Origin of the sequence: Sinorhizobium fredii USDA 257 (assembly GCF_000265205.3) — a bacterium.
GTDB lineage: Bacteria > Pseudomonadota > Alphaproteobacteria > Rhizobiales > Rhizobiaceae > Sinorhizobium > Sinorhizobium fredii_B.
In genome coordinates this window covers 780,138-793,347 of record NC_018000.1, presented here as the reverse complement: position 1 = coordinate 793,347, position 13,210 = coordinate 780,138, and the positions used below count along the sequence as shown (strand labels likewise).

General features: G+C 63.3%; 15 protein-coding genes. 5 read left to right on the top strand and 10 right to left on the bottom strand.

Annotated features, from left to right (window positions below):
- Nucleotides 1–252 precede the first annotated feature (252 nt).
- The 8 genes from USDA257_RS03680 to feuN all read right to left on the bottom strand — a co-directional run bounded on the left by USDA257_RS03680 (nt 253) and on the right by feuN (nt 7,437).
- Nucleotides 253–708 (bottom strand): cytochrome c-type biogenesis protein, encoded by a 456-nt coding sequence (locus USDA257_RS03680; RefSeq protein ID WP_014761537.1) that lies wholly within the window; start codon nt 706–708, stop codon nt 253–255.
- The gene (locus USDA257_RS03675) at nt 705–2,693 is read right to left on the bottom strand and encodes a heme lyase CcmF/NrfE family subunit (RefSeq protein WP_014761536.1); all 1,989 of its coding nucleotides are present in this window, start codon (nt 2,691–2,693) and stop codon (nt 705–707) included. Before USDA257_RS03675 ends, USDA257_RS03680 begins: the two co-directional genes overlap by 4 nt.
- A complete protein-coding gene (gene ccmE / locus USDA257_RS03670; RefSeq protein ID WP_014761535.1) occupies nt 2,690–3,142 on the bottom strand; it encodes a cytochrome c maturation protein CcmE in 453 nt (150 codons plus the stop codon). Before ccmE ends, USDA257_RS03675 begins: the two co-directional genes overlap by 4 nt.
- Nucleotides 3,139–4,284 (bottom strand): c-type cytochrome biogenesis protein CcmI, encoded by a 1,146-nt coding sequence (gene ccmI / locus USDA257_RS03665; protein ID WP_014761534.1) that lies wholly within the window; start codon nt 4,282–4,284, stop codon nt 3,139–3,141. The genes ccmE and ccmI overlap by 4 nt, the downstream gene beginning before the upstream one ends.
- 142 nt (nt 4,285–4,426) lie before the next feature.
- A complete protein-coding gene (locus USDA257_RS03660; RefSeq protein ID WP_370056427.1) occupies nt 4,427–4,888 on the bottom strand; it encodes a hypothetical protein in 462 nt (153 codons plus the stop codon).
- A gap of 210 nt (nt 4,889–5,098) precedes the next feature.
- Complete coding sequence (locus USDA257_RS03655) at nt 5,099–6,484, bottom strand: ATP-binding protein (RefSeq protein WP_014761531.1); 1,386 nt, start codon at nt 6,482–6,484, stop codon at nt 5,099–5,101.
- Nucleotides 6,474–7,145 (bottom strand): two-component system response regulator FeuP, encoded by a 672-nt coding sequence (gene feuP, locus USDA257_RS03650; RefSeq protein ID WP_014761530.1) that lies wholly within the window; start codon nt 7,143–7,145, stop codon nt 6,474–6,476. The genes USDA257_RS03655 and feuP overlap by 11 nt, the downstream gene beginning before the upstream one ends.
- Nucleotides 7,146–7,185: 40 nt before the next feature.
- A complete protein-coding gene (gene feuN, locus USDA257_RS03645; protein WP_037379546.1) occupies nt 7,186–7,437 on the bottom strand; it encodes a two-component system FeuPQ modulator FeuN in 252 nt (83 codons plus the stop codon).
- A 635-nt stretch (nt 7,438–8,072) separates the two neighbouring features.
- Between feuN and USDA257_RS37005 the strand changes: the two genes are divergently transcribed.
- Both USDA257_RS37005 and USDA257_RS03640 read left to right on the top strand, forming a co-directional pair.
- The gene (locus USDA257_RS37005) at nt 8,073–8,213 is read left to right on the top strand and encodes a hypothetical protein (RefSeq protein ID WP_162832913.1); all 141 of its coding nucleotides are present in this window, start codon (nt 8,073–8,075) and stop codon (nt 8,211–8,213) included.
- 129 nt (nt 8,214–8,342) lie between these two features.
- Nucleotides 8,343–8,678 (top strand): MmcQ/YjbR family DNA-binding protein, encoded by a 336-nt coding sequence (locus tag USDA257_RS03640; RefSeq protein ID WP_041413892.1) that lies wholly within the window; start codon nt 8,343–8,345, stop codon nt 8,676–8,678.
- Nucleotides 8,679–8,689: 11 nt separating this feature from the next.
- Here USDA257_RS03640 and USDA257_RS03635 read toward each other — a convergent pair whose 3' ends face one another.
- On the bottom strand, nt 8,690–9,157 hold the full coding sequence (locus tag USDA257_RS03635) for a YcgN family cysteine cluster protein (RefSeq protein WP_014761526.1): 468 nt from the start codon (nt 9,155–9,157) through the stop codon (nt 8,690–8,692).
- A gap of 122 nt (nt 9,158–9,279) precedes the next feature.
- Between USDA257_RS03635 and USDA257_RS03630 the strand changes: the two genes are divergently transcribed.
- The 3 genes from USDA257_RS03630 to USDA257_RS03620 all read left to right on the top strand — a co-directional run bounded on the left by USDA257_RS03630 (nt 9,280) and on the right by USDA257_RS03620 (nt 12,745).
- Nucleotides 9,280–11,517 (top strand): transglycosylase domain-containing protein, encoded by a 2,238-nt coding sequence (locus tag USDA257_RS03630; RefSeq protein ID WP_041413891.1) that lies wholly within the window; start codon nt 9,280–9,282, stop codon nt 11,515–11,517.
- A 99-nt stretch (nt 11,518–11,616) separates the two neighbouring features.
- Complete coding sequence (locus USDA257_RS03625; RefSeq protein ID WP_014761524.1) at nt 11,617–12,204, top strand: DUF1214 domain-containing protein; 588 nt, start codon at nt 11,617–11,619, stop codon at nt 12,202–12,204.
- Nucleotides 12,197–12,745 carry a DUF1254 domain-containing protein gene (locus tag USDA257_RS03620; protein ID WP_014761523.1) on the top strand — a complete coding sequence of 183 codons (549 nt, stop codon included), beginning with the start codon at nt 12,197–12,199 and terminating at the stop codon, nt 12,743–12,745. The genes USDA257_RS03625 and USDA257_RS03620 overlap by 8 nt, the downstream gene beginning before the upstream one ends.
- An 88-nt stretch (nt 12,746–12,833) precedes the next feature.
- Here the strand turns inward: USDA257_RS03620 and USDA257_RS37000 are convergent, their stop codons facing one another.
- A complete protein-coding gene (locus USDA257_RS37000) occupies nt 12,834–13,004 on the bottom strand; it encodes a hypothetical protein (RefSeq protein ID WP_014761522.1) in 171 nt (56 codons plus the stop codon).
- Nucleotides 13,005–13,210 lie beyond the last annotated feature (206 nt).

The window sequence follows — 13,210 nt, the reverse complement described above, 5'->3', positions numbered from 1 at the left end:
GTATCCGGAGGACGAGATCGCCCGGACACCCGCTCGCCTGGCTGTGACTGGAGGAACAGCCGATGACGAAACGTGTAACGGATGGGACCTTACTGAGTTCTGTCCGGAAGATGAATTTTTGGTAATGTTCCCGCAGGGCGGCAATGGGCCGCCCGTGAGCGAGCTGCGGAATCGCCCGGCGCCCGGCAAATCGTTCGTTCAACCCCTTGAACGGATTATCTTTTTTCGATTGCCGACTGGGCCGACGGAATCCTACGACCGCAGCAGCTTGTCCAGCTTTTCCTTTTCGTCGTCGGAAAGCGGTGGGCCCGCGCCCTGCGCCCCGCGCCGGCGCGCGGCGACGATCAGGGTGACCGCGCCAAGGAAGAGCAGGACGACCGGCATACCCCAGAGAAGCAGCGTCTTGGCCTCGAAGTGGGGCTTCAGCAGCACGAATTCACCGTAGCGCGAGACGACATAGGCGATCACCGCCTCGTCTGTGTCACCGCTCTTCAGGCGTTCGCGTACGAGCAATCGCAGATCCTTGGCGAGTTCCGCATTGGAATCGTCGATCGACTGGTTCTGGCAAACCATGCAGCGAAGCTTGGCCGAGATTGCCCGCGCCCGCGCTTCGAGCCCCGGATCGGTGAGCACTTCGTCCGGGTTGACCGCGAAGGCCGGCGCGACGGAAGCGAGGGAGAGGAACAGCGCGACGAGGATGCGGATCATTCGGCTGCTCCGGCAGCAAGGCGCGCCGCTCTGGCAGCGCGCGACGGGGCGCCCACCCGCAAGCGTCGATCGCTCAAGGAAACGACACCGCCCGCCATCATCACGAGCGCGCCGCCCCAGATGCAGAGGATCAGCGGCTTCCACCAGATGCGCACAACGATACCGCCGCCGGTCATCTCGTCGCCCAGCGAAACATAGAGTTGGCTGAGGCCGAACGTCCTGATGCCGGCCTCGGTCGTCGGCATCCGGCGTGCCGAATAGAGGCGCTTGGACGACCAGATCTCTGTCACCTTTACGCCGCCGCGGCTGACGGTGAAGTGACCAGTGTCCTCGGTATAGTTCGGCCCGCGGCCGTGGCGCATGCCATCGAAGCGCAAGCTGTAGCCGCCGGCCTCGACCACCATTCCAGGCTTCATCTCGACGACGGTCTCCGTCTCGTAGGCCGTCACGGCAACGATGCCGATCAGCGTGACGCCGAGACCGATATGAGCGAGCGCCGTGCCGAAGGCCGAGCGCGGCAGGCCCAGGAACCGCCGCAAGACAATGCTGCCTGCCACCTTGCCGAGGCCGGATCGAAGCGCGACATCGGTGACGGAACCGAGGATCAGGTAGACGCCAAGCCCGATGCCCAGGACGGCGAGAACCGGACCGCCGTTCCTGGTATAGTAGACGGCGGCGGCGAAGAGCAGACCGGCGCCCACGGCGGCGAAGAGGCGCTGGGCGGCAGCAGCAAGATCGCCGCGCTTCCAGGCCAGCAGCGGGCCAAAGGGAACCGCAAAGAGCAACGGCAGCATCAACAGCCCGAAGGTCATGTTGAAGAAGGGAGCGCCGACCGAGATCTTGTCGCCGGTGAGTGCCTCGAGCACCAGCGGATAAAGCGTGCCAGTGAGGACGGTCGCCGTAGCCGTCGTCAGGATCAGATTGTTCAGGACGAGTGCGCCCTCGCGCGATATCGGCGCAAAGAGCCCGCCGGACTTGAGATGCGAGGCGCGCAAGGCGAAGAGCGACAACGCGCCGCCGATGAAGACGACGAGGATCGCCAGGATGAAGACGCCGCGCGTCGGATCGGTGGCGAAGGCATGAACCGATGTCAGCACGCCCGAGCGCACCAGGAACGTGCCGAGCAGCGACAGCGAGAAGGTCAGGATCGCGAGCAGCACCGTCCAGATCTTCAACGCCTCGCGCTTTTCCATGACGAGCGCCGAGTGCAAGAGCGCCGTCCCGGCCAGCCACGGCATGAAGGAGGCATTCTCGACCGGGTCCCAGAACCACCAGCCGCCCCAGCCGAGCTCGTAATAGGCCCAGTAGGAGCCCATGGCGATGCCCGCGGTCAGGAATGTCCAGGCCGCCAGGGCCCAGGGCCTGACCCAGCGGGCCCAGGCGGCATCGATGCGGCCCTCCGTCAGGGCTGCGATCGCGAAGGAAAAGCACACGGAGAAGCCGACATAGCCGAGATAGAGCAAGGGCGGATGGATGGCGAGGCCGATGTCCTGCAGCACGGGGTTCAAATCCCGGCCCTCGCCTGGGGCTGGAACGAGCCGGGCGAAAGGATTGGACGTCAGCAGGACGAAGAGCGTGAAGGCGGCAGCGATCCAGGCCTGAACCGCCAGAACGTTCGCCTTCAGGGTTTCGGGCAGGTTACGGCCGAAACTTGCCACCAGAGCCGAAAAGAACACGAGGATCAGGAGCCACAGGAGCATCGAGCCCTCGTGATTGCCCCAGACGCCGGAGATCTTGTAGATCAGCGGCTTCAGCGAATGCGAGTTCTCCCAGACGTTCCGGACCGAGAAGTCGGAGGTCACATAGGCGAAGGTCAGCACCGCAAAGGAGAAGGCGACGAGCAGGAAGGAGACGATCGCCGCGCTGCCCGCCAGTTCGACCAAGGCCCGATCGTTGCGCCGAACGCCGAAGAGCGGCAGCACCGACTGGATGAGCGCGGTCGCGAGCGCCAGCACCAGCGCATAGTGTCCGAGCTCGATGATCATTGAATGTTTTCCTTCCCGCCGAGCGTGACGCCCTGGGCTTTCAGGCGGTCGGCCACGTCCTTCGGCATGTAGGTCTCATCGTGCTTGGCGAGCACCGTGTCGGCAACGAAAATCTGGCTGCTTGCGACGAAGGTCCCCTCCGCCACCACGCCCTGCCCCTCGCGGAAGAGGTCCGGAAGAATGCCGGTATAGGTCACCGGCACCGTCGCGAGCGTATCGGTGACGCTGAAGGTGACGGTCTTGCCGTCGCCGCGCTTCACCGAGCCCGCTTCCACCAGCCCGCCGAGACGGATGCGTGTGCCCGGCGCGAGACCCGCTTTGGCAAGGTCGCCGGGGACATAGAAATAGGCCACGGCCTGGCTGAAGGCGACCATTACCAGAAGGACGGCGGCCGTCAGGAAGCCGACGCCGCCGCCGATGATCGCCAGCCGTTTCTGCTTACGGGTCATTCTTTCGCTCCGCCGCCATCGAGGCCGAGTTCACGGCCGAGCGCCAGCAATCGTTTGCCTTCGTCGACGCTGGCCGGAAAGGCCTGCAGTCCCTCGCTTAGAGCATCCTCGGCCTTATCTCTTTGATCGAGGACAACATAGGCGCGGACCAGGCGCATCCAGCCCTCGAAGTTGTCGGGATTTTCCTTCAGGCGGCCGGCAAGACTGTCGACCATGCCGCGGATCATCGCCTGACGATCGCCGGCACCCATGCCCTCGGCTGCCGCAATATCCTCGGAGGTCGGATTTCCGAGCGCTTCGCCACCGGCGCCGGGCTTGTCGGCAGAGAGCTCCGCGATATGCTGGTTGACCAGCGGCAACCACGGCGCGCCGGCGGGCGACCTGCCGGCGAGCTTGCGGAAGGCGGCGAGCGCATCGCCATGCTTTCCCTCCTGCTTGAGGCCGAGGGCGAGGTAGAACTCCGAGCGGGGATCATTGGCATCGAGAGCCAGCGCCTTCTTCAGGGCATCCTGTGCCGCCGCCGTCACAAGGCCGCCGGACTGTACGATCAGGGCCTCGGCATAGCCGCCCAGTCGGGCCGCCGTCGGTCCGAGCAGCCGGATCGCGTGGTCATAGGCGCCGACCGCGTCGTCGACGCGGCCGTTGCGCATGTAAATCGGGGCAAGCAGGTCCCACCCTGCCCCGTCGTCGGGGCTAAGAGTGAGATGATTTTCGGCTTTGGCGATCAAAATATTGATATCCTCGCCGGGATTGGCGAGCCGCGCTGCGAGCGGTTGCGCCGGCACGCCAGGACTGCCCGTCGTCAAATACAGACAGAGCCCCACGGCCGGAAGACAGAGGAGAATGAACGCCTGCGCCAGGCGCTTCGAACCCAGCCGCTTGGACATGCTTTCTTGCTTTGATGCATCTGCGGCGCTGGCGGAGATCATTCGGCGTCCGATTTCGGCCCTGGCGAGTTCCGCATCATCGCCGCTGATCAGCCCCGCCTCGCGGTCCCTGGTCAGTTCGTCGAGCTGGTCGCGGTAGACCTCCATGTCATGGCTGTGAGGAGACGGGAGGGGCGACGCCGCCCGCATCAGCGGGAGGACGAGCGCGACTGCGACAGCCGCCGTCAAGGTGGCGACAAGAATCCAGAACAACATGGATGCGAAATACTATGAGGTTCCCGGCTTTCCAACTCGAAAACCGAAAATGACGAATATTTGAGGCGTTTCGCCGCAATGGGCGGCGGCCCGGCAGGGGCAGCGCCGCCAATCGAATGATGGCAAGGCGCCGCGTTCGCCCTCAGGTCAGCGGCGACCAGGTGCCATTGCTGTTGCGGCATGCGGCGCCGCGCGCCGTCGATGACTGCCCCTTGACGACCACCGTATGGCTGTATTGACGGCAATTCTGAGAGCCAACCTGATAGGGGGCGGCGGCGACGACCGAGCCGCTAACGCTGCGCCCTTCCCAAGCCACCGGCTGGCCGCCGGGGGCGGCCTCGAGCGCACGGTACTCCGCTTCGAGAGCGCGCTGCCGGTCCGACTTTCCGAGGTCGATATTGCCGAGGCGCGCGATGACACCGCCCTGCAGGGCCTCGATATAGGACGCCGATGAGGCTCCGCCCGCCGCGGCTGCGCCAAGACCGACCGCGCCGCGCTGGCCGCCGGCCGTCGTCCCGCAGCCGGCAAGGGCAACAGTCGATGCGACGACCACGATCCTGCCGCTCAAGGCAACGGCCCGCCCCATTTCTGCGTTGATCTTCATGATACGCGACAACTCAATCCTCATTGACCGGTCGCCGCCTGCGTCTCGGCGATGGCGTCGAGGCGGCGGCGCTTTCAGGATTTCTTTTTGCACCCTCGGCCTCGCGAGGCAACCGCGGGCCGTGCCGGACAGGGCATTTTCGACTGCCGGTGTGACCGCCGGATCACGATGGCGGAGGCGACCGACCTGAAAGCTGCTTAACGTCCCGCGTCAGACCGCCGCTGGCAGAACGAGTTTGGCCCTCAAGCCCCCCTCGTCGCGTCGACTGAGCTCGACGCTGCCCTGATATTCACCGACGATCTCGCTGACGATCGAAAGCCCCAGGCCGGTGCCCGGCTTGCTTTCATCGAGTCGTTTGCCGCGCTTCATCGCCAACGCGATCTGATCCGGATTGAGGCCCGGGCCGTCGTCGTCGATCCGCAGGACGATCCATTCGCGGCCGGACTCCTTGCTGCGCTCCTGGTCGGCGGCGCGCTCAACGCTGAGTACGACGTGATCACGTGCGTATCGGGCGGCATTTTCGAGCAGGTTGCCGACGGTCTCCTCGACATCCTGCTGCTCCATTGCCAGCACCAGCCCCGGCGGGTTGATCGACAGGCTGAACTGCTTCTCCGGATTGAGCCGCCGCATCACCCGAACGATCCTTTCGAGGGCCGGCTGAGCCTCGGTCCTCGCCAGGATGGAGCCGCGCTGGGCCGCAATCCGGGCGCGGCTGAGATAGGTCTGCACCTGGGTCTGCATCGCGTCCGCCTGCGTCCTGATCAGTTCACCGTGGGGGACCTCGAGAACGCGCGCCTCGTTGAGCAGCACGGCGATCGGCGTCTTCAGGGAGTGGGCAAGATTGCCGACTTGCATGCGGGCGCGTTCGATGATGCGGCGGTTGCTGTCGATCAGCGCATTCACCTCGTTGGCCAGCGGCTGGATCTCGCGCGGGAAAGCACCGTCCAAGCGCTCGCTCTGGCCCGTCCGGATCTTTTCGAGCGAGCGGCGCACCTGATCGAGCGGCCGCAGACCGAAGAGAATGGTCAAGGCGTTCACGCCGAGGCCGCCGAGACCGAAGATCGAGAGCGCGATCGTCAGATTGCGGGTGAAACGGTCGATGTCCGCCTCCAGGACGTCGCGGTTGCCGGCAACCCGGAAGCGCGCCGTGTGGCCCTGAATGTCGAGCACCACTTCGGTCTCGGCCACTTCGACCTCGTTTCCGAATGGGTCCTCGGTCGTGTAGAAGCGCTCATAGCGAATATCGAATGGAACCTCGTCGACACTCACGATCGGCAGCTTGGCGGAACCGAGCGACGTCGACAGCAAGGGCGGCGTAGCGAATTCGCCGATCGGCTCGACGATCCAATACCAACCGGTCTGCGGCTGGGAGAAGCGCAGGTCGCCGAGTTGGGGACTCCCGGACAGGGCGGCCTTCTCGTCAACGGAGATCGAATTGATGACGTTGTAGAGCTGGGCGCGCAGCAGGTCCTGGAAACCACGCTCGGAGCCCTGCCGGTAGAGTGCCGAGATAACCACTCCGATCACGACGAGGGCAACGACGGCCCAAACGGTCGAAACCGCCAGAACGCGCGCCGTGAGGGATCTAATGGCCATTGCCGGGTGCTTGCATCCGATATCCGAGACCGCGCACCGTCTCGATCAGGTCATTGCCGATCTTCTTGCGAAGCCGACCGATGAAGACTTCGATCGTGTTGGAGTCGCGGTCGAAGTCCTGATCATACATGTGCTCGACAAGTTCCGTCCGAGAAACCACCTGGCCCATGTGATGCATGAGATAGGAGAGCAGCCGGAATTCGTGGGAGGTCAGCTTCAGCGCAACGCCGCCGACGGTCGCCTTCGAGCCTTTCGTGTCGAGCCGGACCGGTCCGCAGACGATCTCGGAACTGGCATGGCCGGCGGCGCGGCGGATCAGCGCCCGGATGCGGGCGAGCACCTCCTGGACATGGAAAGGCTTTGCTACGTAATCGTCGGCGCCGGCGTCGATACCCGCCACCTTGTCGCTCCAGCGATCGCGGGCGGTCAAAATCAGCACTGGCATCGTCTTACCGTCGGCGCGCCACCTTTCAAGCACCGTGATGCCGTCCATTTCCGGAAGGCCTATATCGAGAATGATCGCGTCGTAAGGTTCCGCTTCGCCGAGATAGTGGCCCTCCTCTCCATCGAAGGCCTGGTCGACGACGTATCCGACTTCCTTCAGCGCGTCGGCCAGTTGCCTGTTCAGGTTGACGTCGTCCTCGACTATCAGGATGCGCATCTTGCTGTTACTTCCCTTTGCTGGCAGGCGCCGCAGATGCCTACATCGGCACCTTGACGGTCACTTTCTTAGGCCGCCCTCCATTGCCGGGGATTAGCACGGTCACGACGCACTTGCCATCGGCTGTCGGCTGGGCGGAGAGCAATTCGCCGCCGGTCTCGGCGACGACTTGTGCCGCCGCAGCGCTGCAGTCACCCGCCACGCGGACAACAACCCTAGGCACGTCAACGGCAGGCAGCGAAAAACCTGCGAGGCCTGCGGCGAGCGCGACTATGGTCACTGATGAAGACATGAACGCACTTTCGACTTGGGAAGATCATGCAAAATCATTAGCCGATAGAGGCTGAATGGCAAATGAATGTCAGTCGTGGCGACACGCGACATCCCGTAGCGGGCGCCGGCAGCCCTCGAGCCGAAATCCACCGGGAATTGCAATTGCCGTTCGGCCTGCCGCGTCACCAGACGTGGTCAGCGGTCCGTTAAGAACTTTGCTCCACACTGTCGGGAGGGCTGGTCGGCGGACTTTCCCGAATCAGACGCTGGCCTGCGGCTCAAGCGGTCGCCGATTCGCGAGTCGATCGAGTCGGTTGGAAGCTTTTTCTGAGAATTCGAGTCCGATTGCCGGAAATCGAGCGAGGAAGCTCGAAAGGCAAATCCGCGCCTGCTCGCAAGCCTTTGAAGATGATGCCTTTTAGCTCTCAACCAATTCTCCGCGAACCAGTGATTTCGGAAATTACGCGCTACTGCGCGCACGTGGCCGCCTTTGGCAAACCATTCGCGTCGGCATGAGAAGCACGGCTGTGGAAGAGCGACAATTAATCGATTTAAAGATTCTTCAATCGTTTAAATGGTTTAAGCGCCTGATTTACAAAGTATTTGCCATATGGAATGGTCCGCCATCCCCACCGTCTCGCATAGGAGGACCGGATGCAGACACTCGCGAATAAGCCGCCCGTAGCACCGCAGTCCAGGATTCCACAGTCGCTGCTCGATCGTTTCGAAAACGAGTGGCGCGAAATGCGCGTGGCCAGCGAAACTGCTCAAAAGCCCGTTCCGCCTGCAGAATAATTGCTCCTTCTCGGCTATCACTCGCCGAGAAGTAGCGGTCTCCATCCCTTGACAGCATTGTCTACGCCCGCCGACGCACGGCGGGCGCGGGTTTTTTGTCAATTGCCGATTTCGTGCTACTCTTTTCGGATGCTAACCGAAGAGATCGAAAAGCTGGCACTTAGCCTTCCGGGGACGCAGGAGAACGCCCATTTCGGAACGCGCGACTTCCGGGTAGGCAAGCGCATTTTCATGACCCTGCCGGAAGCCGGCCGTGCCGTCTTCAAGCTGACGCCCGATCAGCAGCGCATGCTGCTCGAATTGGAGCCGGGCGTCTGTGCCGCGGTGCACGGCGGCTGGGGCGCGCGTGGCTGGACATCTCTCTATTTCGTGGATGCCGACGAGGAGCTCATTCGCCAGTCGCTGGAGACGGCCTGGAGAAATGCCGCCCCGAAGAGCCTTGTACGGAAGAACGGCGGTCACTGACGACTGCGGATCTACTCCGCCGGTTCCAGGCCCACTTCCAGAGGCCAGGTCACCAGGAATTCCTCATAGTCTTCGATGTCGATGCCGTCCTCGGCGGTGGTGCGCCCGCGCACGGAGATTCCGGCCGCATGCACCGTGTCCGGATCGCCGGAGACGAGCGGGTGCCACCAATACAGGTCACGTTCCTCGGCGATCAGACGATAGCCGCAGGTCGGCGGCAGCCAGCTGATCTCACGCACCGCCTTCGGGGTCAGTTGGACGCAGTCGGGAACCGTCGTCTGACGGTTATCATAGTCCTTGCAGCGACAGCTCTCGCCGTCGAGCAGCGTGCAGCGGATCGAGGTCCAGGCAATCTCACCCGTGTCCCAATCCTCCAGCTTGTTGAGGCAACAGAGCCCGCAGCCGTCGCAGAGGCTTTCCCACTCGGCGTCGTTCATCTCGTCCAGGCTTTTCGTCTTCCAGAAAGGCATCTCGCCCATCGCGTCACACTTTCGTCACGTCCACGCCGACATCGAAACTTTGCAGAAGATTGCCGGTTTTTTAAGGCCGACAGCGCGATATGCAAGTAGATTGGAATTCCGCGCCGTGCAAATATCGTCGTGTGGCAAGGAAGCTTCGGGACAGGAAAGCCGTGCAGGAACCGCGAAAAGAGGAAGACCGGCCGAAGAAGCGACACATCTTTCTGCGGATCGATTCCTGGATCGATTCCACGGTGTGGAGCGCCGGATTCCGTCTGGCGGAATGGTGGGAAGACACCACCATCTTCTTCCGTCGCTTTCGCATGCGCGGCTGGAAAAGAGCGTTTTTTGAGGTGCTCGGCGAGGGGATGACCTGGGGCACCGCCGGCGCCGTGCTGATGCTTGCGCTGGCGCTTCCGGCCTTCGAGGAAACCAAGGGGAACTGGCGGGCGCAAAGCGACTTTGCCGTCACCTTTCTCGATCGCTATGGCAATGAGATCGGCCATCGCGGCATCATCCACGAGGATTCGGTTCCGATCGACGAACTGCCGGATCACTTGATCAAGGCGGTCCTGGCGACGGAGGACCGCCGTTTCTTCGACCACTGGGGCATCGACTTCCTCGGCCTGTCGCGCGCCATGACCGAGAACGCCCGCGCCGGCGGCGTCGTTCAGGGCGGCTCCACGCTGACGCAGCAGCTTGCCAAGAACCTGTTCCTGTCGAACGAGCGAACGATCGAGCGCAAGATCAAGGAAGCCTTTCTCGCTGTCTGGCTCGAATCCAATCTCTCGAAGAAGGAAATCCTCCGCCTCTATCTCGATCGCGCCTACATGGGCGGCGGCACCTTCGGTGCGGCGGCGGCGGCTCAATTCTACTTCGGCAAGGCGATCACCGACGTCAACCTCGCCGAGTCCGCGATGCTGGCCGGGCTGTTCAAGGCCCCGGCGCGATACGCGCCGCACGTCAACCTGCCGGCGGCACGCGCCCGCGCCAACGAGGTGCTGTCCAATCTCGTCCAGGGCGGCCTGATGACGGAGGGCCAGGTGCTCGCCGCCCGTCTCAATCCGGCGACCGTCATCGATCGCGCCCAGGTCAAGGCACCGGACTTCTTCCTCGACTGGGCCTTCGACGAGGTTCAGCGCATTGCCGCTCCCTTCGCGCAGCATTCGCTAATCGTCAGAACGACGATCGACATGGGGCTGCAGCAGGCGGGCGAAGAATCGATCGAATCGAGCCTCAGGCAATACGGCGAAAGCTACAAGGTGAAGCAGGGCGCTCTGGTCATGATCGAAAACGGCGGTGCCGTGCGTGCAATGGTTGGCGGCCGCGACTATGGCGAAAGCCAGTTCAACCGGGCCACCCGTGCGCTCCGCCAACCCGGCTCCTCCTTCAAGGTCTATACCTATGCGGCGGCGATGGAGAAAGGCATGACGCCCGAGACGGTGGTCGTCGATGCGCCGATCACCTGGCGCGGCTGGTCGCCGCAGAACTACGCCCGCAAATATGCCGGCCGGGTCACCTTGATGAACGCGCTGGCGAGATCGATCAATACCGTTCCGGTCCGCCTCGCCAAGGACAAGCTCGGCACCGAGATCATCGCCCAAACCGCAAAAAGGATGGGCGTGGAAACGCCGATCCGCACCGACAAGACCATGCCGCTCGGCACGTCCGAGGTGACCGTGCTCGACCAGGCGACCGCCTATGCCGTCTTCCCCGCCGGAGGATTGGAATCCCGCCGCCACGGCATCAGTCAGATCCTGAACTACGATGGCGATATCCTCTACGACTTCGGCCGCGACGCTCAGCCGGCGCGACGGGTTCTGAGCGAGCAGGCCATCTCGTCGATGAATCGAATTCTCACCCAGATCCCGGTCATCGGAACCGGCCGCAGGGCCGCGCTGAGCAACGGGGTCGTGACGGGCGGAAAGACGGGAACGACGCAAGCCTATCGCGACGCCTGGTTCGTGGGCTTCACCGGCGACTACACGACGGCCGTCTGGTTCGGCAATGACGACTACACGTCCACCGAAGAGATGACCGGTGGCTCCCTCCCCGCGATGACCTTCAAACGGCTGATGGACTATGCCGAGCAGGGCATCGAACACCGTGCGATCCCGGGCATCGAGGCTCCGCCGGCCGAAACGCAAAAGAAACCGGAAGCGGTCGCCGAGGCCGAAGCTGACGAAAACGCACTGCCGCCGCTCGTCCGGCCGCGATCCCTGTCTGCCGACGTGACCCGCCTCTTGAAGTCGATCGGCAATGCATTCGAACAGGCGTCACCGTTGAAGCCCAAGGAAAAGGGTGGCGGCCGGGTCGCGGTGCTCGAAGCGCCTGATGAAACGTCAGCGATGCCGCGGGTGACAGATGCCGCGAAGAATTGACTTCGTCACGACAAATCCGTTTTCTGGCGGCCCAGCCATCGCCGCACAATCGATTCACTGCCGGCAGGATAAACGAGACATCATTCGATAGAGCCCCCCTTGTTCCGCGTTCCCCTCCTCGTCGCCCTTGCACTTATCGTCGCCTTCGGCGGCGGCATTACGTCAGCCATATGGGCGCTGAAGGCGACCGTCGGCTTCGGATCGATCGCGATCGGCCCCTGGGTGGCCTTCCCCGAGGCGCAAACCGTCGCGGCGGATCCCTATGCAAAGGCGCACCGCGCTCGTGTCGGGGAATTGCTCTATGGCGGCGCGGAAGGGTTGAAATTCACAGCGGCTACCGACGATACCGGCGCGCGCCTTTCAGCCGCTTGCTCCTATGACGTTTCCGGGATCACGCCACCCGCCCGTTTCTGGACCCTCTACACCGCAACCACCGACGGCGCGACGCTACGACCGGGCTCCGAGATGCCTTCGGCGATCAATTCGTGGACGGTGCTGCGCGCCAAGGACAGCAGCTTCGTCATTCACGCCTCGCCGGCCGCACAGCCGGACAACTGGCTCGCCATCCGCCACACGGGAAACTTCCAGCTCGTGCTGACGCTGCTCGATACGCCAACGGCCGGCTCATCCGGACTGATCGACCTCGCAATGCCGAAGATCGTCAAGACGGGGTGCGGGAATGCGTAGGGCGCTGTTCACCTTTCTCGTCGGGCTCGTCGGCGCCGCTCTCCTGCATATAGTCATCGTCCTTGCCCTGCCGCGGTTCACCGGCCGGGACGCCTATACGCGTATCCTCGGTCTTCTCGAGATGGACAGTTTCTTTCCGCTCACGGCCGAGCCCGGTCCGACTGGACTGGACAATAGCGACCCTTTTCTACGCACCGCCGTTTGCAACTTCTCCGTCGCGGATGCGCCGGCGCGTTTCATTGCGCGTGGTTCCGTACCTTTCTGGTCGCTTTCGATCTTCGACAGCGGGTCGAACGAAGTCTTCAGCATGAACGATCAGACCGCCGTCAATGGAGATCTCGATCTGGTCGTCGCGACGCCGATCCAGTTGGTCGAGCTGCGCAAGTCGCCGCCGGAAGCGCTCGCCCAAGCGATCATGATCGAGATGAAGGACGAGGAGGGCTATGCGGTCCTGCGCGCCCTGGCGCCGCTTAACAGTTTCGAGGAGCAGGTCCGCGATTTCCTGACGGACTCGAGCTGCGCGCCATTCCGGCGCCAGTGACAAGAATGTAGGGAGTTAGAGAGCCGAATGAGCCGCGCAGCGGAGAGCATCGGCCAACCCGCGGCTTGCAGCCGAATACGCGGGCCGGCTACTGCTTCTTGACCTGCCGCCCTGTCGGAGCGCTTGGCTGCGGGCCGCGGCCGTCGAGGCGCTCGTAACGGATGCCCGTAAAGAACAACACCTTGGCACCGCCCGCGGTGACGGGCCGCCGTCGCGGCATCTTGACCTTGCGGTCCTGCAATCTGATTACGTCTGCCATGCTCGTCTCCATACTTCCATGAGACGGATGAACACAGATTTCACCCTGCCCGATTGCGGGCTGGCGCATTCCCGGAAGGCCCGGACAGACGCGCCGTTCTCAACTCACTCCTTCTTCCGGTTACCCGGATTTCCAGTTTCAATGCACATCAGATCCGAACCAATAATAGCGGGCTCGCTTCGATTGAGCCATAGCCTGGTTAGGTT